The sequence below is a fragment of the Aquimarina gracilis genome, from assembly GCF_035285365.1.
Taxonomy (GTDB): domain Bacteria; phylum Bacteroidota; class Bacteroidia; order Flavobacteriales; family Flavobacteriaceae; genus Aquimarina; species Aquimarina gracilis.
The window spans coordinates 615356-639188 of the sequence record NZ_JAYKLX010000001.1; the positions used below are offsets into that span (position 1 = coordinate 615356).

The following is a 23833-nucleotide window of genomic DNA, read 5'->3' on the forward strand; positions in this document are numbered from 1 at the left end:
CTCTGTTATTCTTTGCGTTTACAAAGTCTTTGACCGCTTTATTACTTCTGGATAATGTGTAGAAACTATATTTATTGCTTCTATTTCCTGAGAATTACATGTGCCAAATTATAATTTGAACCTTTTTTATTGAAATTCCTGGCTAATTTTCAGGCACAAAACTCTAAAACCAAAAAACCCATGTCTTTTCTATTGTTCATAGATCAGTGATTTTCTTTTTTGATTGATCATAGATTTTCTTTCGTCCAAATCCTATTCTTCACAAATCGAAACAAACCCATGAAAACAAAATTGTTTAAAATCTTCATATTTCTATTACCCATACTTTGTTGTGGATCGACAGGAGACTCCTTATCGATAAAAACAATCAAGCCAATTACAGTTACGAAAGGCAAAAAATCTATCCCAACATTATTTCAATTCCCCGAATTAGATAAAAAATTTCCTGTAAAGAAAAACCTGAACAGACATACTATCCAAAAAAATAGTCATGACAACATAGAACCAGGGTTTTATGAAATGTCTGCGAGTGTAAATGATGCAAGGTCAGAAGCGGCTGAAGGATTTAAAGAAATCGACAGTACAGGAAAGTGGATCTCATCATTTTCAAATGACGATATCCAAGTTCTACCTGTCGGAATTAAGCATAAAATTAATGAGATAGAATATCAAATTGGTTTTATGAAAGCCTCTTTTACGAAAGATTATACTGAGTTATTAGTTTTTGCTAAAGTTATTCTACCACAAACGGATAAAGATGGATTGCCAGTAGAGTTGTTTTTTGGTGCAAATAATGTAAAATTATCCCATGAAGGAGGTATTTATGAAGGTGGTAGTTTAGTGTTATTAGGAGATATTTTTATCCCTTTCAGTGGGGGAAATTGGTTGATGATGCTCAAAGGAGGATTCGATTATGAAACAGCCAATGTTGAAAACCAAACTTACATCAAAATTAATTGTAATGGAGTTGAAGAAATGCAAATCCAAGGAGAAGTGCAGTTTTCAAGAAATATAGTATTGCCCTTAAAAAATGGTGAGTTGGACACTCAAGAAACCATAAAGTATGAAGGAGCACTTAAAGAACCCATACAAATACCAAATAGAGTTAGAGGTAAGTTTAAGGCAGTTGCATCAGGTTGGAATGATTTTCTAGTTGAAATTAACCTTACCCCATTTGTTATTGCCAATCAAAAAGATAAGTTCACCTTTTCTGCCAACAAAGCCATTTTCGATTTTAGTGATTTGAGAACAGAAAATGTGAGTTTTCCTCAGGTATATCATGATAAAGGATGGCTATTACCTAATCCTAATACTTGGCGAGGTGTGTATATAGAATCTCTTGAAATTGGACTCCCAAAAGCATTTAAAAACAGAAATGAACGTGATCAGAGAGTATCATTTGAGGCCGCTCACTTAATCTTGGATAGCCATGGTGTGTCTGGAGAGTTCTCTATCAACAACCTAATTCCTTTGGATGAGGGAGTAACCTCTGATCAAAATGGTTGGGCCTACTCTGTTGACAAGATGACAATAGAACTGGTTTCGAATCACCTGGCCGGGGCTGGCTTTGAAGGACAATTAGTTTTACCTATTTCAGACAAAGAAATAAAACAAATTCAAAAACAAGATAGTGTACAAAATGCCAAAATAGGATTGAAATATCGGGGGCTTATCTCTGAGGAAGAATTTATGATGTCGGTAGCTACTGGAAAAACAATTGACTTTGATGTGTTTAGTGCCAAAGCGCAACTATTAGAAGATTCTAGAATAGAGCTTGCTGTTGTTGATGATGAGTTTAGACCGAGAGCAATTCTGAACGGAAGAATGGCCATCTCTGCAAGCCAGAAAAAATCCTTAATAGATGAAGGTAAAGAAATAGAAGGAAGTGACGGTGTAGTAAAGTTTAAAGGCATCGAGTTTAGAGGTTTGATGCTACAAACCGAAACACCACTTATTTCAGTCGAATATTTTGGATATAAAGACAAAGTAGAATTAGCTGGTTTTCCAGTTTCTATTAATGATATCGAGCTAACTGCAAACGACAGTAATGCGCAATTGGATTTTGATCTAATGATCAATTTGATGGGAGAATCGGATAAAGGGTTTAGTTCAACAACACGTTTGGGAATCGTTGCCAAGAATGAAACATCAACAGGTAGACAAAACTGGAAATACGATGGTATAGAATATTCTAGAATCGAGTTAGATGTAAATCTAGGGGGAGTTGCCTTTAAAGGTGATTTATATATAAGAGATAATGACGATACATATGGTAATGGCTTTAGTGGTACTGTAAAAGCCAAATTTGGTGGAATTGGTCCCGTTGAATCTACTGCCGTTTTCGGAAAAAAAGAATTTAGATATTGGTATGTAGATGGAGCCGTACACGGTTTTAAAATTCCTGTTGTAGCTCCTTTTGAAATTAATGGATTTGCAGGAGGTGCATTTTATAGAATGACCAGAGCACCGGGCACCGAAAAAGTATTCGCTCCTTCTGGATTATCGTATATCCCAAATAAAAACTCGGGATTGGGAGTCAAAGCAATGACTTTTGGCGCGATCGCCAATCCAAATACAATATCAATAGGCGCGGGTTTCGAAATTGAGTTTAATAAAAATGGAGGAGTAAACAAGCTTGGGTTTTATGGAGAAGCTCAAATGATGAAAGCTTTTAAATATGATAATCCAATGACATGGATGCAAGGGAAATTAGCTAAAGTTGTTGATTATGAAGCTATTAATCAAATAGAGGATCATAAGGTTACGAAGACGTTCTTTGACAAAGCTACTCAAGAATATCCTAGAAGCACCAATGTTGATGACGGAGCCATTAGTGGATATATAGGAATCGAATTTGATTTTGCAAATGATGCTTTTCATGCAATCGCCGATGCATATGTGAACATTGGAAGTGTTCTTCGAGGTAGAGGAAGTGATGGAAGAGCGGGATGGGCTGAAATTTATGTAGACAAAAACGATTGGTATATGTATTTGGGAACTCCCAAAGACCGCATCGGCCTCAAAATGGGAATTGGTCCTATTTCTGCAAGTGTGGGAGGATATTTCATGACCGGGTCTAAGATACTAGGCAGCCCACCACCACCTGCCGTAGTTGCAGAAATACTAGGGGTTGAAGCCAGTTCATTAGACTATATGCGGGATGAAAACGCTTTGGGCAAAGGTCGTGGTTTTGCTTTTGGTTCAGATCTTCATGTAGATACTGGCGACATTAAGTTTTTAATGTTTTATGCACGTTTCCGTGCTGGAATAGGGTTTGATCTAATGATGAAAAACTATGGAGAAGCACGTTGTTCAAATACAGGAAGAAAAGTTGGGATCAACGGATGGTATACCAATGGGCAGGCCTATGCCTATTTACAGGGAGAAGTGGGTATTCGTGTCAAATTATTTTTCAAGAAAAAGAAAATACGAATATTTAAAGGAGGAACAGCCGTTTTGATGCAAGCCAAGCTCCCTAATCCATTCTGGATGCGCGGATACATGTCGGGTGACTTTGATGTTTTGGGCGGATTGGTAAGTGGACGTTTCAGATTTAGGGTAACCATTGGTAAAAAATGTGATTTCGAAGATGAATCTCCTATCGATGGTATTAAAATGATCACAGATGTTTCACCTATCAAAGATGAACAAGAGGTAGATGTATTTACGTCACCTCAAGCTACATTTGCCCTAAAAGTAAATCGACCAATAATAATTCCCGAAGATGATGGTGACAAAACTTACAAAGTAATTCTCGAGAAATTTATAGTAACCAATGAGGCACAAGAAAAAATTGAAGGAACATTAAATTGGGGATCAGGAAGTGATCGCGTAACTTTTGTTCCTCAAGATATTTTACCGCCAAACACAAAGTTAAAAGCAATAGTAGAAGTTAGTTTCCAAGAAAAAATTGGTGGCGTTTTTAAAACGATACTAGATAATGGAAACAAAGCTTTAGAAACGGAAGAGCGCAATTTTACAACAGGAACAGCCCCCAATCATATTCCGCTACACAATATACAATATTCTTATCCAGTGGTTGATCAGCAACATTTTTATAGCAATGAATACAATAAAGCTTATATCAAACTAAAACAAGGGCAGGATTACCTCTTTGAAAATGAAAAATGGAAAAGCACAGTAAAATTTAATGGTCAAAACGGAGATACACAAAAAGTTGAACTTGATTATAATAAAGCAGATAATACAATACATTACGATTTACCAGCTATTAATAGAGATGAACTTTATGAACTGGTAGTAGTAAGTTCTTCAAGAGTTGACAATAGTCAAAATACTGATCAAACAACAGTAGAACAACAAGATTTTGAAGAGGGAAATACTATCAAAATTAAACGAAATACCGCTCAAGATGTAACTAAAAAAGGAGAAATCGAACGACTTACTTACGCCTTTTACGCCAGCGCTTATAAAACGTTTGCCGATAAAATAAAAAGTATAGATGTTAAAGAAGATAATTGGGGGAAAATTTCATCAGAGGTGATTTTTTTATCCTCCAAGATCAATACTCATGAAGGGTTTGATTTAGTTGAGTTAAAAGGGACAAATTACACCGAAAACAAGGCCTTGGTAACCATAGAGTCTGATCTTAATGATGTATATTTTAAAGAAGATATTGATCCAATACTATATCAAAAATTCCCTATCGGAAGCACTTACAGTATAAATCGAAATCCTGATGTTCTAGGGTTTCGACCTAAAAGAGCTTTACCAATTTTAAGTAATTATGTAACAAGCCTTGAAAATAACACAAATCTTTCCTGGCGAACGACAAGATTTCCATATCGATACAACCTCCCGAATGCTTACTATAATGACTACATAAGTATTCGAGACAGAGTAATAAATGATTATGCAAACGGAATACTAAATAGTGATGCCCCAGAGCTTAGTATAATAAATGAAGATTATAAACTGATGCCTTTTGGCAAGTATACAGTGAAATTACAATACGTATTACCAGGAGGAATAAGAGGTTCTTTTGCTAATTATAGATTTAAGAACCCTTTGTCTTTAAGGTAATTAACACGTACAAAAGACTCATAAAATGTGGTGTAAAAACAAAATATTGAAAGTAACATTAAACAAACTACAAAGACTTCAATGTCTTTGCCTTTTGGTTACCTCTCTATTATCTTCAACTGTATTTACTCAGGGTGTTACTCTGAACCACAGTGTACAGGCAATTGCCAGGGTTCAAAATAATAAAGCTTTATTGCGATGGGCCACTACAACACCCTCTTCATGGATAAAAGCTAATACTTATGGATACCAGATAGAACGGTTTACTATTTCCAGAAATGGGGCATTGCTTTCACCTCCAGAAAAAAAAGTACTTACACAGGAACCTTTGGTTCCAAAACCACTAGAATCATGGCAGGATTTAGCAGAAAATAACGATTATGCCGCAATTTTAGCTCAGGCTTTATACGGAGAAAGTTTCGAAGTCGACGGAATGGAAGATGAAGGAGCCTTAGCCCAAATTGTAAACAAATCAAAAGAAGTAGAACAACGATTTTCGTTTGCACTTTTTGCTGCAGACATGAATTTTGAAGCAGCAAAAATGGCGGCCCTGGCTTATGAAGATACATCTATCGTTCCAGGTGAAGAATATCTTTATAAAGTTAAAGCGGCAGTGCCACAAGAGTTGCAAAATATCAACCCAGGTTCTGTTGTAATAAAATCCATAACACCAGAACCACTACCTGCCCCATTGGACCTTATTGCAGTTCCAGATGATAAAATCATTTTATTAACCTGGGATTATGAGATGTTTAAATCCTTATTTACCACATATTATATCGAACGATCAGAGAACGGAATTGATTTTAAGCGACTCGCAGATGTACCCTTGGTAAACCTTAATAAAACACCACAAAGTGATAGACTGCGTATGCAATATATTGACACACTTTCTCAAAATAACAAAGCGTATTACTATCGAGTAAAAGGTATCTCCCCTTTTGGAGAAGAAAGCCAGCCATCACAAGTGGTTTCAGCAAAAGGTATCAAAAAATTGACCGCTACACCACAAATTTTGAAATATGAATTAGAGGGTTCTGATTCAGTGGTTTTAGAATGGGAATTCCCAAAAGAAGCAGAAAAAGAGATCGTAGGGTTTGAACTAAACTGGTCTAAAAGCAAAAACGCACCCTTTCAAGTTGTAAAAAAGCTTTTACCCGGAGATAGAAAAACAAGATACCTAAACCTAACCTCCTCTAATTACTTTACCGTTACTGCCATTGGAAAAAATAATCAAAAAAAAGAATCACTATCAACTTTTGTACAAACCATAGACGAAACTCCCCCTAAGCCTCCGACCGGTTTGGCAGGAGTAATTGATTCTCTGGGCGTTGTAATCTTAAAATGGCAAGCCAACATTGAACAGGATTTATTAGGTTATCGGGTTTTCAGAAGCAATTTGGAAAACGAAGAAGTTTCGCAAATCACAATTTCTCCAATACCTCAAAATACTTTTCGAGATACCGTACAAATTAAGTCTTTAAATAGTAACATTTTTTATCAAGTGGTTGCTGTAGATAAAAGGTTTAATACCTCTGAGTATTCGGAAAAGATAAAGCTTAAAAAACCCGATGTTGTACCTCCTTCATCTCCTGTTTTTAAAGATTACAAATTAAATGGGGATGGAGTTTTTCTTGAGTGGATAAAAAGTAGTAGCAGTGATGTCTTATATCATCAGTTGTACAGGCAAAACGTACAAGAATCAGAAAAAGGTTGGGAATTATTATTTGAAACCAAAAACGAAACAACTTTTGTAGACAACAACGTTGAATCAAACACAAAATACAGGTACGCCATTTTTGCACAAGATACTAGTAAGCTTATGTCTGAACCCTCTACACCAGTTACCGTAGTATATAAAAACACATCTCCAAATGTTAACATAATAAAAGGATTCTCTGCAATAGCCGATCGAACCAATAATGCAATAGACCTAAATTGGAGAAATACATCACGAAACATAGTTGAGATACTAATCTACAAATCCAAAAAAGAAGAACAGCCAGTTTTGTGGAAACAAATTTCGGGATCGATCAATAAAATACAGGACAAATCGGTCTCTCCAAACAATGTATACGTGTATCACATTAAAGCAATTACAGCCAATGGTGATCATTCTGAAATAAAAACCAAAGAAATAGAATTTTAAATTATGAAAACAATTAGCAAAAATTCATTAAGATTTCTTTTTATCATATTCTCTTGCACTCTTTTCGCACAGCAAACAAGGATAAAAATTAGTGATTATCAATATAATTCTACATTTAATAACGGTAGATGTGATGAATACTTACGAGTAACAGCACATTTTAGTAGCGGAGAACCTTCCAGGACTTTTATAGATTACTCTGGCACTACCAATGTTGAAGACCGAGAATACCTTTTGCAAGGAGTAGTTAATAGGTTAGATGTTTCTGTATATGCAAGAGATCAAGTACCGGGTAATTTTTTTACTAGATGTAGAAATGGTAATGAGATCATAAGAGAAACATACCAAATACCTGTCGACCCAAATGCTTGCCTTATGAGCTCTATTGCCCATGCCAATAACTACACTGATCAAGTAACGCAATCCTTTTCTTTTAATTATCAAGTGATTCCAGATCCTCAAATAGATATTGATGGCACCTTTAATATCGAGGACAATGTCATTGGTTATGAAGAGTCTTTTGTATTATCTGCAGACGAAGACTTTAATGAAAACATATATCAGTGGCAATATGGTTTTAACGGTTTTGATGATTGGATAAACATACCTAGAGCGCCCAATCATACATTAAATATTAGAATGATAGATTTTCTGGATGCATCTGTAATTGGTAGAGAAGTTTTTTTTAGGGTAGCGCCTTGTGACGCTAGCGACACGTCAAATGTAATTAGCAAACGTATTCGAGACTACAATCAAATGACCAAGATTAATATAAGTGATTATTTCTTCAGAAATCCCAGATACAGAGATGGTAGATGTGCTGGTAGTATAAGAGTAACTGCAATCATGAAAGACGGTTCAAGAAAAACATTAGAGAGAAATAGCGCAAGAAGAGCAAAGAGGTTCGAAAGCAGGGTTTTTTATTTAGAAGGTGATTTAGAACGAATTGAAGTCCGTATGTTTGGAAGGGATGCGAGCAGATTAGGATGTAGATTTGGGCGAAGTCGAAACCGAGCCCGAAGAACTTTTAATATATATCCAGATGAACAAATACCATGCAATAGCGGCACCTTTTACGAAAGTATTGAAAGTAGAAATGGCGACACAAGATTAACACTTTCTTTTGATTATAAGGTTACACCAATGCCCAAAGTGATACGACCTACGGCATCTAATATTATAGGATATGAAGACGTTACCTCGCTAAGTGCACAAGAAGGTTTTAATGATAATGTTTATAATTGGCAATACAGCTTTTTAGAAGGAACACCACCGTTTGAATGGATTGATTTACCAGGAGTACCCAGCCCGACTCTCGAAATTATTTTAGCAGACATATTCGACGAATCAGTAATCGGAAAAGAAATCTTCTTTAGAACCTCTGCTTGTGATAATGAAGGTACACAGAATATAGTAGGTTATCAAATTCGCAGATCAGCACCACACATTATCGATGTGGCTACTAAACCGGTAAGTTGTTATGATGCCCAAGACGGAGAGGTAACCTTAACTTTTAATAGACCGCTTCGTGAGGGAGATTTGTTTGGGTTTAGTATATCCGACCAATCCGATCCAGATGGAGATATAATTGCCAATGCAAACAATATTAGTGCTTTCGATAGTGAAAATAAACTTACAATAGACAATCTCCCGCCTAGTACTACAAACTTTTTAATTGAAGCTTTAGGGACTTATTACGGAGAAACCTATTTTACCGGAGCGCCAAACCACTCGGCGACTTTTGTAATTAATAGACCAGATCCTGTTGCTTTTGTTGATGAACCGGCCGATCATACTACAAATGTATTCTGCTTTGGGGGGCAAGATGGTTCAATAACAATCAATGCCGTTGGAGGAATTGGTGATTATGAATACTTGTTAAGAAAAGAAGATGAAGCCTGGGACGAAAATGAGTGGACTTCTTTTGCTGAATCCGCGCAACATATTGTAGAAAACCTTTTTCCGGGCACATATTATATCAAAATTAGAGATGGCAATGAGTGTGTGGCAAAAAGACAAACTACCCTAAATGGAGAAATAACTCTAGGAGAAGAAATCATTAAACGTGTAGTGATTTCTCAGCCAGAAGCACCACTATTTGTGACTACAGAGATTTTAAATGCGCCAACCGCACATGGTTTTGAAGATGGTAGAATTCTAGCGACAATAACCGGTGGTACCGCAATTAATGGAGATCGTTATGAGTTTGAATGGAGGGATGAAAATAACAATGTCATTACCACCACAAATGCTATCTATAACGAAGGGCAAGGATATTTGGTCACTTTACATAGTGTAGGAGACGGTCAATATACCATAGTTGCGCGCGATGCAAACTATAGCGCTGCAACTAATAAAGAAGGGTGTACCATGACCAGCAAATCTATCACGTTACTGCAACCACCACCAATAGAAATAAGCATTCGAGTCGTTCCGATATCCTGTAATGCCACCAATACATATAGTGATAACATAGACACCAATTATGATGGAGTTGCAGATCAATTTCAAGATGGGGTCCTTGTAGCGACTGTAACAGGAGGAGTTCCTTTCGATATAGAAAATCCAGATTATAGTGTTCCTGTACCTACAAATGCCGAAGGAGAACTGGTGCCCTATTTTTATGATTGGAAAATACAATTGCCTGATGGGACCTGGCAAGAAATTTCGAACAATGATGCTTATATAGACTTTTTAGATACAGCAACCAACTATTCCTTAAATGTTACAGATAAGAATGGTATCAGGTTAGGGACTTATCTTCCTATTATTAATGCAGATGGTTCGCAAAGCTACACTATATCAGAAACCATCGATGTAGTAGAATATCTTCCACAACCAGAAGTCTTGGAGATTGAGTTTATGAAAAGTAATGTTACGTGTTCTAGTGGGGACAATGCAACATTAGAAGCTATAGTAACTGGAGGTGTTGCTCCTTATGTTTATGAATGGAGTAATGGAAAAACGACTAAAACCATAAACAACCTGATTGCAGGAACCTATCTCGTTTTTGTTACTGATGCCAACGGTTGTCAAATAGAAGGTACTGCTGTAATTGAACAACCCAATGATATTGTAATAGAACCTACAATAGTAGTTCCTCCATCATGTTTTGAAGGTAATGACGGACAAATCGGTATAAATGTTACGGGAGGTATGCCTCCTTACACATATTTGTGGAATACGGGTGTTACTTCTAACAATTTACAAGGGTTATCTGCAGGAACATATAGAGTCGAAATTATAGATGCTGCCGGATGCAGGACGTTTTACGAAGAAACATTAAGCAATCCAGAACCTGTAAAAGTGAATCTAGGAGGAAATCGTGCGTTATGTGGAGATCAATCATTAGTACTTGATATTAGCATCGATGATCCCGAGGCCTTGTACTCCTGGACCAGTACCAATGGTTTCACTAGTTCGGACAACATTGTTTCATTAACCGAAACAGGAACATATACAGCCACAGTTACTACGGGATCTGGCTGCACAGGAATTGGAGAAGTAATCGTAGAGGCTTTTGATAGACCTATAGACTCAAACTTTTATATCACGACTCAGGCCTATACCGATGAAGATGTCATTCTTGTTAATGTAAGTAATCCCATAGGAGAAATTGTAGAATGGAGTGTTCCTGAAGGAACAGAAATCATTTCAAAAAAAGACGAAGAATTAGTCCTAAGATTTGAAAATGAGGGAGCATATACTATTAACATGAGATCGTACCAAGGAGAGTGTTATCAGGATTTTGAAAAGAACATTTTGGTTCAACCTGGTCTTGAAGCACCTCAATCTTCAGAAAGTATTAGAAGAAACTTTATCGAAGAGTTCATCTTATATCCAAACCCTAATACAGGTGCTTTCAAAACTAAAATTAGTTTAAAAGATAACTCCAACATCAATGTCAAAATTATTGACCTGGTATCTGGAGCCACCATGCACGAGCGGAAAGAAAGTGATGATAAAGAATTCTTGCTGGATTATTCGCTTTCATTATCCACAGGGGTCTACCTCATGTTATTAGAAACTCCTAATGGGTCAGAAACACGAAAATTAATATTCAGATAAGTAATACTGATTTTTAAAAGATTGTAACCAAATAGATTAGTGTATTATAAACTATTATGAAAAAAATAATGAGCTTTTTAATCCTTGGATGTATTTGTGGATGCGTAAAAGAGGAAGCCATACCTGTTGTTGTAGATTTTGAATTTGAGGTGTTCAACGATGATTTTTCTGTCCCTGTGCAAATTGTGTTTTTTAATAGAACCCAAGGCGCTGAAGATTACGAATGGAGATTTGAAGGGGGATCACCATCAAGATCGGTAAATCGAAATCCAGGAGTAATACAATATGAATCACAAGGCACATACGAAATCGAACTTATAGGAAGCAATCAGGACGGCTCAAGAGATAGTAAATTGATAGAAATACGAATAGATGAACCTGTTGTCATAGACTTTGAAATCAATAACCTGGTAGATAATTTTTCTCCGGCTGTTTATACGTTTACTAATACTTCTACTGGAGCAACAACATATTCATGGACATTTGATGAGGGTACTCCACCCACCTCTTCAGAAAGAGATCCTGGAGAAGTCGTTTTCGTTAATCCGGGAGAGCATCAAGTTATGTTAGAAGTAAGCAACGGAAGGGAAACGTATGACCTTCAAAAAACAGTTACAGTTGCACCATTATTACTGTCAGACTTCGGATATCAACCAGCTTTTGAAGATGACGATTACCAAGTTCCGGTGCGTATTCAATTCGAGAATAATTCGATTAGTGCTACTTCTTTTCAATGGAGCTTTACAGGTGCAGCAACATCAACTACTAATGATGAAAATCCAGAGATTATCTTCACAGATCCTGGGATACAAACGATAACATTAACTTCTTCGAATGGAAAAGATAGTAAAACTACCGAAAAAACAATAGAGGTTTTTGCCAATACAAATCTTAGAACCTTTACAGATGTTAGGCTTGGTATCAACACCGCACATACATCTAACACAATAGGAAGTTTTTTTAGCATTGCAGACCGTGAGACCTATACAAACAATGAAATCAATAATGAAATTGGAAAAACTATTGACCTTGTATTTTTTGGGTTAAATGAGGAGTTCACCAGAAATAGGTTTGTTAGTCCGGATCGGCTATCTGAAACTACTTTTGAACCTTTACAAAATCCAAAGAATACGGTATTCATTAACTCTCAAGAATTATGTAATTGTATAGCTTCACTATCGGCACAAGAGTTTGATGCCTTGCAGAACGATGCTAGGTTACGGGACCTTACTATTGAAGAAACTCCCGGTGGGTTGCAAAGTTTTGATAATGTTGAAGCACCCAGAGTAGTGCTTTTTCAAACACAAGAAGGTAAGAAAGGTGCCATTAAGATAAAGCAGTTTGTCCGCGATGGGCAAAACTCATATATCATTGTTGATATAAAAGTACAAAAGGAATCCACAAATCTATAGAAGAAAAGCGCAATCATATGAAACCATACTCATATAAAACTCTAATTCTCTTACTTTTTATTCCGATATGGATTAATGCACAGGTATTTCCTGTTCAGGTAAGCCCACAGGTTTTACCCCCATATAGCTTGAAACTTTCAGAATACGCAACATCAAGCACCGAAAAACTAATCGTTAATTTATTACTTACCGATATTAATGAGTCTAATGTACAAGTCCGGCTCAAATTCTTCCTGGAAAACAATGCAGGACTGGCCGTCCAAAATAATGATGTCGTAGTAGGAAGTAATCCTATTTTTCTAGATGGTGGGGTGCCTCTACGCTTATCAAATATAGATTTACAAGCTAATTTTTTGTTACAAAATTTAATTGGGATATCTCCTCAGCAATACAATACTCCTTTGCCTGAAGGTTTGTATCAGTTTTGTTTTGAAGTATACGATGTTTTTTCAGGAAGACGAATATCTCGCAAAAGTTGTGTTCCGGTGTATTTAGTTCTTAATGATCCCCCATTTTTAAATCTACCAAGTCGAGGAGAACAAGTTTTATTTAAAGAACCACAAAATATCATTTTTCAATGGACTCCTCGTCATCTTAATGCAACCAATGTTTCTTATGAGTTTACACTTACCGAATTATGGGACACCCAAATGGATCCACAAGCAGCTTTTCTGGCCGGGCGACCCTTATACCAGACTACTACTTTTGCCACTACGCTGTTGTATGGTCCTGCAGAGCCTGCTTTGCTACCCGATAAAAACTATGGTTGGAGAGTAAGAGCCATGGTAAGCGATGGAATCAGTGAAACTTCAGTTTTTAAAAATGACGGATATAGTGAAATTCATCATTTTACATATACAGGAAGTTGTGCAGAACCCGAACTCATTATAGCAGAGTCTAAAAACAATACTACCGAAAAGATTTATTGGCAAGGTGTAGGTCACAGATTGTACGATATACAATACCGAAAAAAAGATGCAGGAAGTGGAAATTGGTTTAATGCCGGAACACAAAATGAAAGCACAACAATTTACAATCTAGAACCTGGTACCACCTACGAATTTAGAGTTGGTGGTCAGTGTATAGAAAACGGCCCCTACACCTACTCCCAAATTTATGAGTTTACTACTACGCTTCCCAATTCGGATAGTGATACGGTTTACAATTGTGGAATCACCCCTGAAATCGAAATTGCAAATCAAGAATGCATTCAGCAATTGGTCATTAATGAAACCTTTACTGCAGGAGATTTCCCCGTAACAGTCAAAGAAATAACACAAGGAAACGCCACTTACAATAGTACAATACCAAAAGCACCAAAAGAAAATGAAGATGAAGAAAATACCCCCGAAGAGGAATTTGGCACATCAGGAAATCAAGAAAAAACATTCTCTGGTTGGGGGTATATTGTGGTACCCTATCTCAATGATACTCGAATTAAAGTGAGTTTCGAAAATATCAAAATTAATACCGACTATCAATTAATCGATGGTATTGTAGAGACCGATTATGATAAAAAATGGGGTGGATTAGCTTCGGTAAACGAAATACTTGATGTTTTTGAAGGAGATAATGATCTCCGCAACATTAATCTGGATTATGATATCACCATAGAACATATAAGCATAGCAGACGATGGCAGTATTGTAATTACTAACCCTACTAGTGGTGCCACGATAGAATATCCAGGAGGTGATGATGTGACCATCATGGATACTAATCCCGACGGTTCAAGAGACATTTTTCATGTGGATGCCGATGGTAATATTAGAGAAGGAGGACAAATGGCCCCCGGAGGCCCAATAAGTGCACAAAATACTGCTGGTGTAAATAGTACTGGTGAAGTAATTGAACTTACCGCCCAAGGCATCAAAGTTGAATTTTTAGAGTACGATGATTATGCCTATGGTTTTGATAGAATCCCAAATGGTCAAGTAGCTAAACTTGGTAAATATTATAAGCAAATTAAAGATGCACAAGGCAACCCATATACCATTATCAATAAATCGGTTGGAAATGGGGATACCGACATTGTACGCGCCAAGGTTACTATAACCGACCCAAATCTTGCTATCAATGATCTGGTCATAAAAACCATTCATGGAGAAAAAGTAGATTATGAAATTTATGATGACAATATAATCACGCTTAGGCTAAAAGGATACTACACTTTTGAGCATGAAAATATTTATGCGACTCTTCAACCCAAAAACAATAGTGAAAAACAGAAAATTGCAGGGGTATTTTCACAGTGGCATTTGGCAAACAAGAACGTGAATGTAACATTTATACCGGTTAATGGAGCTGCATTACCTGGAGCTGACGTGCTAGGATCACAGATAAACAAAATATTCAAACAAGCTTCAGTTACGCTTAACGTCAATATTGCCGGAAGTATAAATATCGATAAAACTATAATTGGCGTTGGTGAAACAGGAAATCTTTCCAATTATACAAGCGATCAAAAAGCGCTGATCAACCAATTTAAGGCAAGTCGCCTTGTAGACCGTAAATCGTATTATGTATTTGTTTTTGGTAATGACATACGCCCTAGCCGAGCTAGCGTTGCCGGATTTATGCCGTTGAAACGTCAATTTGGTTTTGTGTTTTCTGGTAATCTCTCTCAAAAAGAAGAAGGGAAATCATCCTTGGCAGGAACTTTAGCACACGAATTAGGGCACGGAGCCTTTGCTTTACAACACCCCTTTAAAAAGCTCAACACAACCCAATCGGGCACAGATTGGTTGATGGATTATGGAAATGGAATGCGCCTATCACATATAGATTGGTCGCAAATTCATAACCCAGAGTTTCGGTTGTATTTATTTCAGGATGAAGAGGACGCTGCTTTGACGGTTTCAATGTTAGCACCAAACGGATATCCTATCACTTATGAAGGTGAAGGAGGTATTGTTTTTACCGAAGAAATCCCAGCTTACAGTAATGGAGCTGCATTTGCCATTTTTGAAAATGATAGGTTATACGAATGGGATGCCACTAAAGGAGACTACTTTTTCGAAGGCAATAGAAACCCTAATGTACGTGAAGCATCAACTGGCGCAGCGATACAATTATATTGGCATAAAGGTAGTTGTGAGAATAATGAAATTTATCAAACAACATTCGCAAACATAAGGCAGAACTATTTAATCAATAATCAAATTCAATTAAATCTTAATGTATCAAAAGATGACTTACCACAAGGGATCTCTTATGTTGGCAAAGCAGGTTGTACAGATGACGACTGTGGCAACATTGCTATTCCAGAGGTGTTTTTGTTGCAAAACCTGGCTAAAGAGATCACCATTTCTAATGATATGCAACTGGTTTCAACTCCTGATCTCATTGCATATATAAATAACCTTAATCAATGTGCCCTAAAGGAATTAGCCTATGAAGAAATATCAAAACTACTTACAACTGCCATGTTACAGCGTGATTTTGGCACACCTCAGCAAACAGAAAGGGCAATAGTGAAATTGCTGCGGTTAGTTCCCACCGATCAAGAAGAGGCTTTAATGAAGCAACTCTTCAGTATCAATCAGGGACTACCTATTGGCAATACCATTGCAAAAACTACTAATGAAGGTTTTCCTGAAATTTCAGAAAGTAAGGATAGTGTTTTTATCTATCGTTTATCACAAATGGTTTTTCAGTTATCCAATGATGAAAAATGGAAAGTTTTTAACCTGATCGTTAAAAATAAATTCAATCGACTAGAAGGAGTTGTTTTGGAAGCCTTACAACATGTCTCGATTTCTATAGATGGGATCACTGATAATCAAAAGGTGCAAATACCTAGCATTTTAAATTTATTTATAGATATGCTGAGGGATCCAGACATGACAGCAGGCATCAATGATTTTAAAATTGTTTATGAGATCGCTACTGTTAGAAACCAATATAGAGAGCAATTTGCACTATTTACTGTAGCTGACTACCTAACTCTTATTAGGAATCCAAATTATATAAGTACGACACCTGTCAACTCCGATCATAACTCACAGAATATATCACTACCAAATAACACAATATCATGGATATTACCCTCACTAGACTTTGAAGATCATATTAATAAAAACTACATCTTGTTCAAAAATGGAGAATTTATTATCGAAGATAACTATTTATACAATAGAAGTACTTGGCATAGATATGCCTTAACGAATGATCTGGATAAAATCTATTTAAGATCTAATATTGATGATTTCTTAAAGATATTTTACGAGCAATTTCTTTATTACATCAACATTAGTGGCGAAAACAATTCCGAATTTTGGAATCGAATTGGTTCAGTTAATTGTAGTAACGTTGCTGAAGTTATTCAACATATCAACCAAAATGAAAATACTGAAACATTAAAGAATATTAATAAAGAGGTTAGATTCTCTTTTATATCAGCTTATTTCAATCAAGATTGTAATTATTCAGATACACAAGGAACAGATAGTACTTCACAAAGTATCGTTGATGTCGATAATAGTTTAATGAAAATGTTGGGCAGTTTTGACGCTACCGACACCTCTATTTTCAGAGTTCTAGAAGATATTGGTCTTGCCACTATAAAAGATAGACTTAAACCAAAAGTTTTTAATGATTTTTCAATTTGGTTGGGAATGCAAATCATGGCAACAGGTGAAGGAAAACCGGTCAAATTACCAGAAGGAGTTATTACCGTAGAGCAAGAAATCCCTTTTATTGATCCATCTCAAATGCTTCAATTGGAGGCTAATATTTTTGAATTTGAAAATTTTAGCGCTCAACTTGATCAAAACAAAATTGTAATAAAGAATGTTGTAAGCACAAATAGAAGAGGTAGAGCAACTTTTAGAAATGATGTATACAATTATAATGATATTGTATTGGTACATGTAAGCGGTAGTTTTGACTTTTTAGGGCAACGCCAAAGGCAGGGTGAAATTTTAATGATTCCTGCCATACAAGCCTATGCGATGAGTGAAAGTAATCAACGTACCGTAATTTGGAATAGTGCTTTTCTTACTCTCGATGTAGTATCAGTAGTTTTTCCATTTGTAAACGGTGCTGTTAGGGTATTCCGTTTATCAGGTCATTATGCTGCTAAAACTATACTGGCCAGTGAGATTGCTGCCTCAAGTGCTAGTGCATTAGTGACAGCCTTAAATAGTGACGCAATTGATCCTGTGTTACGCTCTAGAATACAGATAACCTCTATGCTCACTTCATTCCCAGCATTTTTTGTAAAAACCCCAAGCCCTGAAGCATTAGCAACATTGAGAAGCAGCATTGATGAAGACTTAACTGCGCTATATAATGGTGGTCGAATAAGTGAAAATGATCTAAGGTTATTACAAACTTCATATGGCCGGGCAACAACTACAGTTATCAGAAATCCTAACATTATTGATAAAATTCCAGAGGAACTTCATGAGATTTTTAGGCTTGACTTTCCTAACCCAAACATATTGGATAATGTCAATGATGAATTTATAGAAGGATATATAAAATTTAGAAGTAATCCTGCCAATAATAGAGTTACTCGTTGTAGATAATTATAAAGAATTATGAAAAATCAACTAAAAAAATACGGACTGATTTTGCTAATGCTCTTAGGCATTGGGCAAAGTTATGCACAAGAGGAATGCTGGCTAGATGATTTAGCTGGCATCATGCAGGGATCTAGCCATGAACCCTTCCGATCTTTTATCACAAATGACGACAATGGTTTCATAAAATTTAAGGAACTCTATGATTCGGTAGGCGCAAATACTATAAGAAACAACAGCGATATTTTGAATCTTTATGCGAGAGTTCCTGATGCGGTTAAAGATAAAATGTCGGACTTTGCTGGTGGTCAAGCCGTTCGATTTACAAGGGATTTCGGAAATCTTTTACCTTCACAAAGTAGAAATCTTGATGCCGATTTTGTAGATGGATGGAAAAGGTTAGATGATTTAGGCGTTGATGATGTAGCGAGAAGAAACCTTGAAAACATAGTTCAAAGCTCCATTATAAATAAATATGCGCATAATATTGCTTCGGCATCACAATCTAGAAAAGGAAATTTTGGAGAGGTCGGAGCAGATTTAGACCTGAATATAAAAGGCTATGAATCATTACAAATTAGAATTAATAATATAAATGCTCCAGGTCATAATGGTATTGATGGTGTTTACCGCGCTCCAGATGGTAGCTATATCATTGTAGAGGCAAAGTACGGTTCTGCAAAGTTAGAAAGTGCCAACCCAAGTACAGGGTTACCCAGACAGATGAGTGATGATTGGATTGAACGTCCAGGCGAGTTAGCAAATGCTATCGGTAATCAACAACTAGCCCAAACTATTCTCAATAGTGATTATAAGAGGGTTCTGGCAAGAGTAGCACCTGACGGTACGGTTACTTATAGGCTGATAGACGAAGAGGGTTATGTAATTATGGGAGGAATAGGAAATTTTAATCCATAGAGGTTTTATGAGAGATATAGTGAAAGATATAAACTACTTTGAAAAATTCATAATAGAGAAAAATGATCTTATAGCACTTAATGAGCAAGCTCTTTTATCAGGAAAAGTTACAGAAAATAAGGTTGAAAGAGCAAAATTCAGAAACTTTGGTTTTAGGCTTGAAACTTTGGTAGCTAAATATTCCAAAGGTGACCCCATAGTCAATTTGAAAGAGTCAATTAGTGAAATTATTAAACATTTACCAGCCGAGTGGGGCCCAACAAATACAAAAGTCAAAGAAAAGGTTGGTAAAGAAATAGTCTATTTAGATCAATATATGTTAGAGCCATATGAAAGAATGCTTCGTATTTTATCCCTTGCATACCTTTTAGATGTTTCAGACACCGATTTTGAAACAGTAGTTGGTATTATTGATCGAGATAATATTAGAGATAACCTCTATGAGTTTATCATCAAGGTGCGCCTTCCAAATCGCATACAAAAAAAAGATGCTGGGTATGCCCCAAAATCGGTAGTCTTTAAAGTGTATAAAAACTTACACGAAGCAGTTGTACAAAGTGATCTATCAAAGGCAACAAAGTATGTAGGTCAGTTTTTAGAAAAAGACTTTTACCACAAACACACAGGGTTTTATGATGCCCATAAGAGCAAGGTTGACTTATATTACGGCTATTGGAGCTTCGAATCAGCAGCAGTTACCAAAATCATGGCATTGAATGATAGTAATTTTAGAGACCACCAATATTATCCTAAAGACTTGGCAAAATAGAGAATGTTTTGAACTTGAAGTATCTAAATTAACAAACACAGAAAATTATTATTCTCTTGCAAAAGCTAGCATACATACTGTTGCTTATCTCTTCTATTGCCCATACGCAATCCCTAGATTATGATGCAATTACTGGTGCCAAACCTTTTAAGTTAAGTGGTCAATTGTCTGCCAGTGGAGTGTATTATAATTCCAACCTTAACCAAAGTAGAGAGCCCTACACTTACTTTTTGCAAGGAGTTTTGAACGTAAACATTTATAGCTTTTCGATACCTATTTCATATAGTTTTTCTAATCAAGGAGAAAATTTAGGATATCAATTGCCTTTTAACTTTAATCGACTTAGTCTGCATCCAAAATACAAATGGATTACCGGGCATATTGGTAATGTGAACATGACATTTTCGCCTTATACACTTAATGGGCATCAGTTTACAGGTGCAGGTATTGATCTTACTCCTTCCGGAACACTCAAAATAAGTGCTATGTCTGGTCGGTTACTTAAAGCTACCGAAGACGATGAAGATACACGAACAGTACCGGCATTTAATCGTATGGGATATGGTATTAAAACTCAATTTCAAAAAAATGAATATACGCTTGGGCTTACAGGTTTTTATGCAAAAGACGACATCAATTCTTTATCTGTGATTCCAGAAGAAAAAGGAGTGCTGCCCAAAGAAAACTTGGTAATAAGTATAGAAGGTAAGGCAAAACTCGGAAAACACTTTGATCTACAGGCAGAATATGCAAATACCGCAATTACAAAAGACACAAGAGCCGAAAAAATTGACGCCTCAGCCTTCTCCCCTATTGCCCTTTTCTTTAATAACCGTGCTTCAACAGAATATTACAGCGCTCTCAAAACTAGGTTGGGCTATGTATTGGGGAAGGTAAACCTTGGTATTGGATATGAACGTATCGATCCGGGATATGAAACTCTGGGTGCCTATTTTTTCAATAATGACTTTGAAAATATCACTATTGATGCGACCAATACGTTTTTTAACAACAAACTGGCTTTGGCTCTTAATATTGGATACCAAAGAGATGATCTCGATAATCTAAAGGCGAATAATACCAATCGCACCGTCGGATCATTAAATGCAACATTGTCATTATCAAAAAGATTAAATATAACAGGCTCGTACTCTAATTTCAGTACATTTACGAATATCAAACCCAATCAATTTGACGAAATTAACGATAGTGATATTTTTGATGAGCAAATCGAAGATTTGGATTACCGACAATTATCACAAACCGCAACAGTAACAGTCAATTACCTTCTTTCCACAAAAAAAACGGCTCGTCAAAATCTAGTAACAAACTATTCTTTAAATGATGTTTTTAATGAGCAAGGAGGCATTGTACGATTAGGGGACGCATCTACATTTCATAACATGAATATTGGGCATACCATAAATTTTTCAGAAAGAAACCTGACTATTAATACTTCAGTTAACGGAACTTATAACACTATTGGTAGAGAAGAGTCTACCACATGGGGACCAACCATAGGTATTGGCAAACGTTACCTTAAAAAAACACTGAATACAAGATTTTCTGCAAGCTATAATAATACAACAAGTAAAGCTTCAAACGTAAGTATTATAAATCTTCGAGGCACGGTTAGTTATATTCTTAAAGAAAAACATAACTTTAGTCTCAATGCTATTCAATTATTTAGACAGAGTAATACTACCAGTAATTTGAGTGAACTCACGGCAACTTTTGCCTACAATTATGCTTTTGGGTTAAAAAAGCCTAAACTTAATTTCAAAAAGAGAACCAAAAAACCAAAAGAAGAAAACGATACAATTAGAATTCAATACAGAAAGTATAAATATGAGAATGTACCAAAGGCAATTACCCCAAAATTATTGATATTGCCAGAAAATGAAGGTTTTGCTCATCTTGTTAAGGATAATAAGGGCAAGCTTACAGAATTGGCAGACCAGTTGATCGAAACACAGGAAAAAGACAAGAAAGTATATAAAGAAATAGCTCTAAACTACCTTAAAGCTTTAAATGAGTATTTTGATTTTGCAACATTCTATAATGAAAAAATATATGAAGCGTATCTTAAATTAATCCAAGAAGCAAGAGAAATAGATCGACAGATTCGTGATGAGTATACTATCGTGAGTGGTAAAATTAATAGTGCAGAAGAAAAAAATATAGAAGATTTAGAACGGCAAAAAATACTTGAAAAGCGATACGAATCACATAATAAACTTTTGCAATCCTTATTAAAGTGGAACTTAAAGCTAGAAGATGTTGAAAATCCTAAAGGAGAAATGAAGAATCTAAAAAAACAAAGTGCTTCAAAAGTTTTCTCAATGTATCAAAATCAAAAACCTAACAAACACATTGTCAAGTTTATAGAGATAAGATTAGCAGATTTATTTCATCAACTTCTTAAGGAATAAAAGTCGCTATATAATTAAATATCTCTTTAAGATTCACTTCTGCAATTGAACTATAAAAAATAAACCCCTTGAAAATTCAAGAGGTTTGTGTACTCAAGGTGGGAGTACCTTTATTTTTAATCACACTTAAATCATTTTAAACCCTTAAATACCAATATATATAATATATTTGAAATAAATTGAAACGAAATAAAATCAATTTTTACTCAAAAAAGTTGCCCTTTTTGTTGCCCTATTTAGTATATTTATATCAAACTAAATACGAATGCAAGTTTCATTTCATTTAAGGAAAGACAAAATCGGTAAAGCAGGACTTGCCCCTATTAGGATGGTCATTGCCACTAATGGGTTTAAAATTTTTAAAGCTGTAAAAGGCGTAAAATGTTCTGAAAGCAACTGGGATGCCAGAAAAGAAAGAATTAAAGCCCAAAAGAAAAAAGAAGAATACAATAACTACATAGAATACAACAAGATTATTGATGAGCTTGAAGCTAATGTAAAGAAGCTTGGTAGATATGTTCTTCTGAATAACATTGTTCCTACTAAAGAATATATTTTGGAAAAACTTGCTTCCGGAATTGAAAAGGTTGAACTCGCGCACTTTTTCTTCCCTTCTTTTGAAGAATTTATAGAAACAAGTAAATCAGTAAAAGTCCCTAGGACTATTAAATCTTACATTACTACTCGCAATTTTTTACAGGATTTTGAAACGTCAACCGGATATAAGTTAACCTTTGAATCTATTGATAATAATTTCTTTGAAAAAATACAGGATTACACCTTTCTAGACCGAAAAAACAAGAACAGTTATTTAGCTTTTATCATAAAAGTGTTGAACACTTTTATGAGATGGTCATATGACAAAGAATATCATGACAATCTCAAATTCAAAAAGTTTAAAGTTAGGATTGATGAAACAGAGATCATCTACCTAACAATGGATGAGCTAATGGCACTCTACAATCATGAGTTCGAATCAAACAGATTAAGCCAGGTAAGAGATGTATATTGTTTCAATTGCTTTACAGGATTACGAATAAGTGATACTAGCTCACTTAAACCTTCTAATATCTCTGAAAATGCAATTACACTAACTATTCAAAAAACTAGGGCTAATAATACCCGAATTCCTTTAAATAGATTTTCTAAAGCTATTCTTGAAAAGTATAAAGATACAATTTGTGAGCCGTTGCCCATTATTTCACAACAGAAATTCAATAAGTACATAAAAGAGTGTTGTGAGAAGGCTGAAATCAATACTCCTATTACAATTACAAGATATGTTGGGCAAAAACGAATTGACAAAACGGTTCCAAAGCATGATCTAATCACGAGCCATACGGCTCGTAAGACCTTTGTAACCAATAGCCTTGCACTTGGTATGAAGGAAATGGTGGTACGTAATATTACTGGTCATAAGAAAGAAGAATCGTTCAGGCGATATGTAAAAATTGCTGAGGATCTGAAACGACAGGAAATGGATAATACTTGGGATAAAGTTAATAATACCAAATAGC

The 23833-nt window shown here is 35.7% G+C and carries 9 protein-coding genes; all 9 read left to right on the top strand.

Going from position 1 to position 23833, the window contains the following annotated elements:
* The first annotated feature begins 279 nt into the window (after nucleotides 1–279).
* The 9 genes from U6A24_RS02525 to U6A24_RS02565 all read left to right on the top strand — a co-directional run bounded on the left by U6A24_RS02525 (nucleotide 280) and on the right by U6A24_RS02565 (nucleotide 23832).
* The gene (locus U6A24_RS02525) at nucleotides 280–5043 is read left to right on the top strand and encodes a hypothetical protein (protein ID WP_324178362.1); all 4764 of its coding nucleotides are present in this window, start codon (nucleotides 280–282) and stop codon (nucleotides 5041–5043) included.
* A 46-nt stretch (nucleotides 5044–5089) separates the two neighbouring features.
* Entirely contained in the window at nucleotides 5090–7192 is a 2103-nt protein-coding gene (locus U6A24_RS02530; RefSeq protein ID WP_324178363.1) for a fibronectin type III domain-containing protein, read from the top strand.
* A 3-nt stretch (nucleotides 7193–7195) separates the two neighbouring features.
* Nucleotides 7196–11260 (top strand): T9SS type A sorting domain-containing protein, encoded by a 4065-nt coding sequence (locus U6A24_RS02535; protein ID WP_324178364.1) that lies wholly within the window; start codon nucleotides 7196–7198, stop codon nucleotides 11258–11260.
* A 56-nt stretch (nucleotides 11261–11316) separates the two neighbouring features.
* Complete coding sequence (locus U6A24_RS02540; RefSeq protein WP_324178365.1) at nucleotides 11317–12672, top strand: PKD domain-containing protein; 1356 nt, start codon at nucleotides 11317–11319, stop codon at nucleotides 12670–12672.
* Between the two features lie 17 nt (nucleotides 12673–12689).
* Complete coding sequence (locus U6A24_RS02545; RefSeq protein WP_324178366.1) at nucleotides 12690–18203, top strand: fibronectin type III domain-containing protein; 5514 nt, start codon at nucleotides 12690–12692, stop codon at nucleotides 18201–18203.
* Nucleotides 18204–18215: 12 nt separating this feature from the next.
* On the top strand, nucleotides 18216–19115 hold the full coding sequence (locus U6A24_RS02550; RefSeq protein ID WP_324178367.1) for a hypothetical protein: 900 nt from the start codon (nucleotides 18216–18218) through the stop codon (nucleotides 19113–19115).
* Between the two features lie 7 nt (nucleotides 19116–19122).
* The gene (locus U6A24_RS02555; protein WP_324178368.1) at nucleotides 19123–19884 is read left to right on the top strand and encodes a PoNe immunity protein domain-containing protein; all 762 of its coding nucleotides are present in this window, start codon (nucleotides 19123–19125) and stop codon (nucleotides 19882–19884) included.
* Between the two features lie 56 nt (nucleotides 19885–19940).
* Complete coding sequence (locus U6A24_RS02560) at nucleotides 19941–22316, top strand: porin family protein (protein WP_324178369.1); 2376 nt, start codon at nucleotides 19941–19943, stop codon at nucleotides 22314–22316.
* 265 nt (nucleotides 22317–22581) lie between these two features.
* Complete coding sequence (locus U6A24_RS02565) at nucleotides 22582–23832, top strand: site-specific integrase (protein WP_324178370.1); 1251 nt, start codon at nucleotides 22582–22584, stop codon at nucleotides 23830–23832.
* Nucleotide 23833 lies beyond the last annotated feature (1 nt).

Excerpts from the sequence above, each read along its gene's own strand:
- U6A24_RS02525 (WP_324178362.1), top strand. The coding sequence starts at position 280 with ATGAAAACAAAATTGTTTAAAATCTTCATATTTCTATTACCCATACTT.
- U6A24_RS02535 (WP_324178364.1), top strand. The coding sequence starts at position 7,196 with ATGAAAACAATTAGCAAAAATTCATTAAGATTTCTTTTTATCATATTC.
- U6A24_RS02540 (WP_324178365.1), top strand. The coding sequence starts at position 11,317 with ATGAAAAAAATAATGAGCTTTTTAATCCTTGGATGTATTTGTGGATGC.
- U6A24_RS02545 (WP_324178366.1), top strand. The coding sequence starts at position 12,690 with ATGAAACCATACTCATATAAAACTCTAATTCTCTTACTTTTTATTCCG.
- U6A24_RS02550 (WP_324178367.1), top strand. The coding sequence starts at position 18,216 with ATGAAAAATCAACTAAAAAAATACGGACTGATTTTGCTAATGCTCTTA.
- U6A24_RS02555 (WP_324178368.1), top strand. The coding sequence starts at position 19,123 with ATGAGAGATATAGTGAAAGATATAAACTACTTTGAAAAATTCATAATA.
- U6A24_RS02565 (WP_324178370.1), top strand. The coding sequence starts at position 22,582 with ATGCAAGTTTCATTTCATTTAAGGAAAGACAAAATCGGTAAAGCAGGA.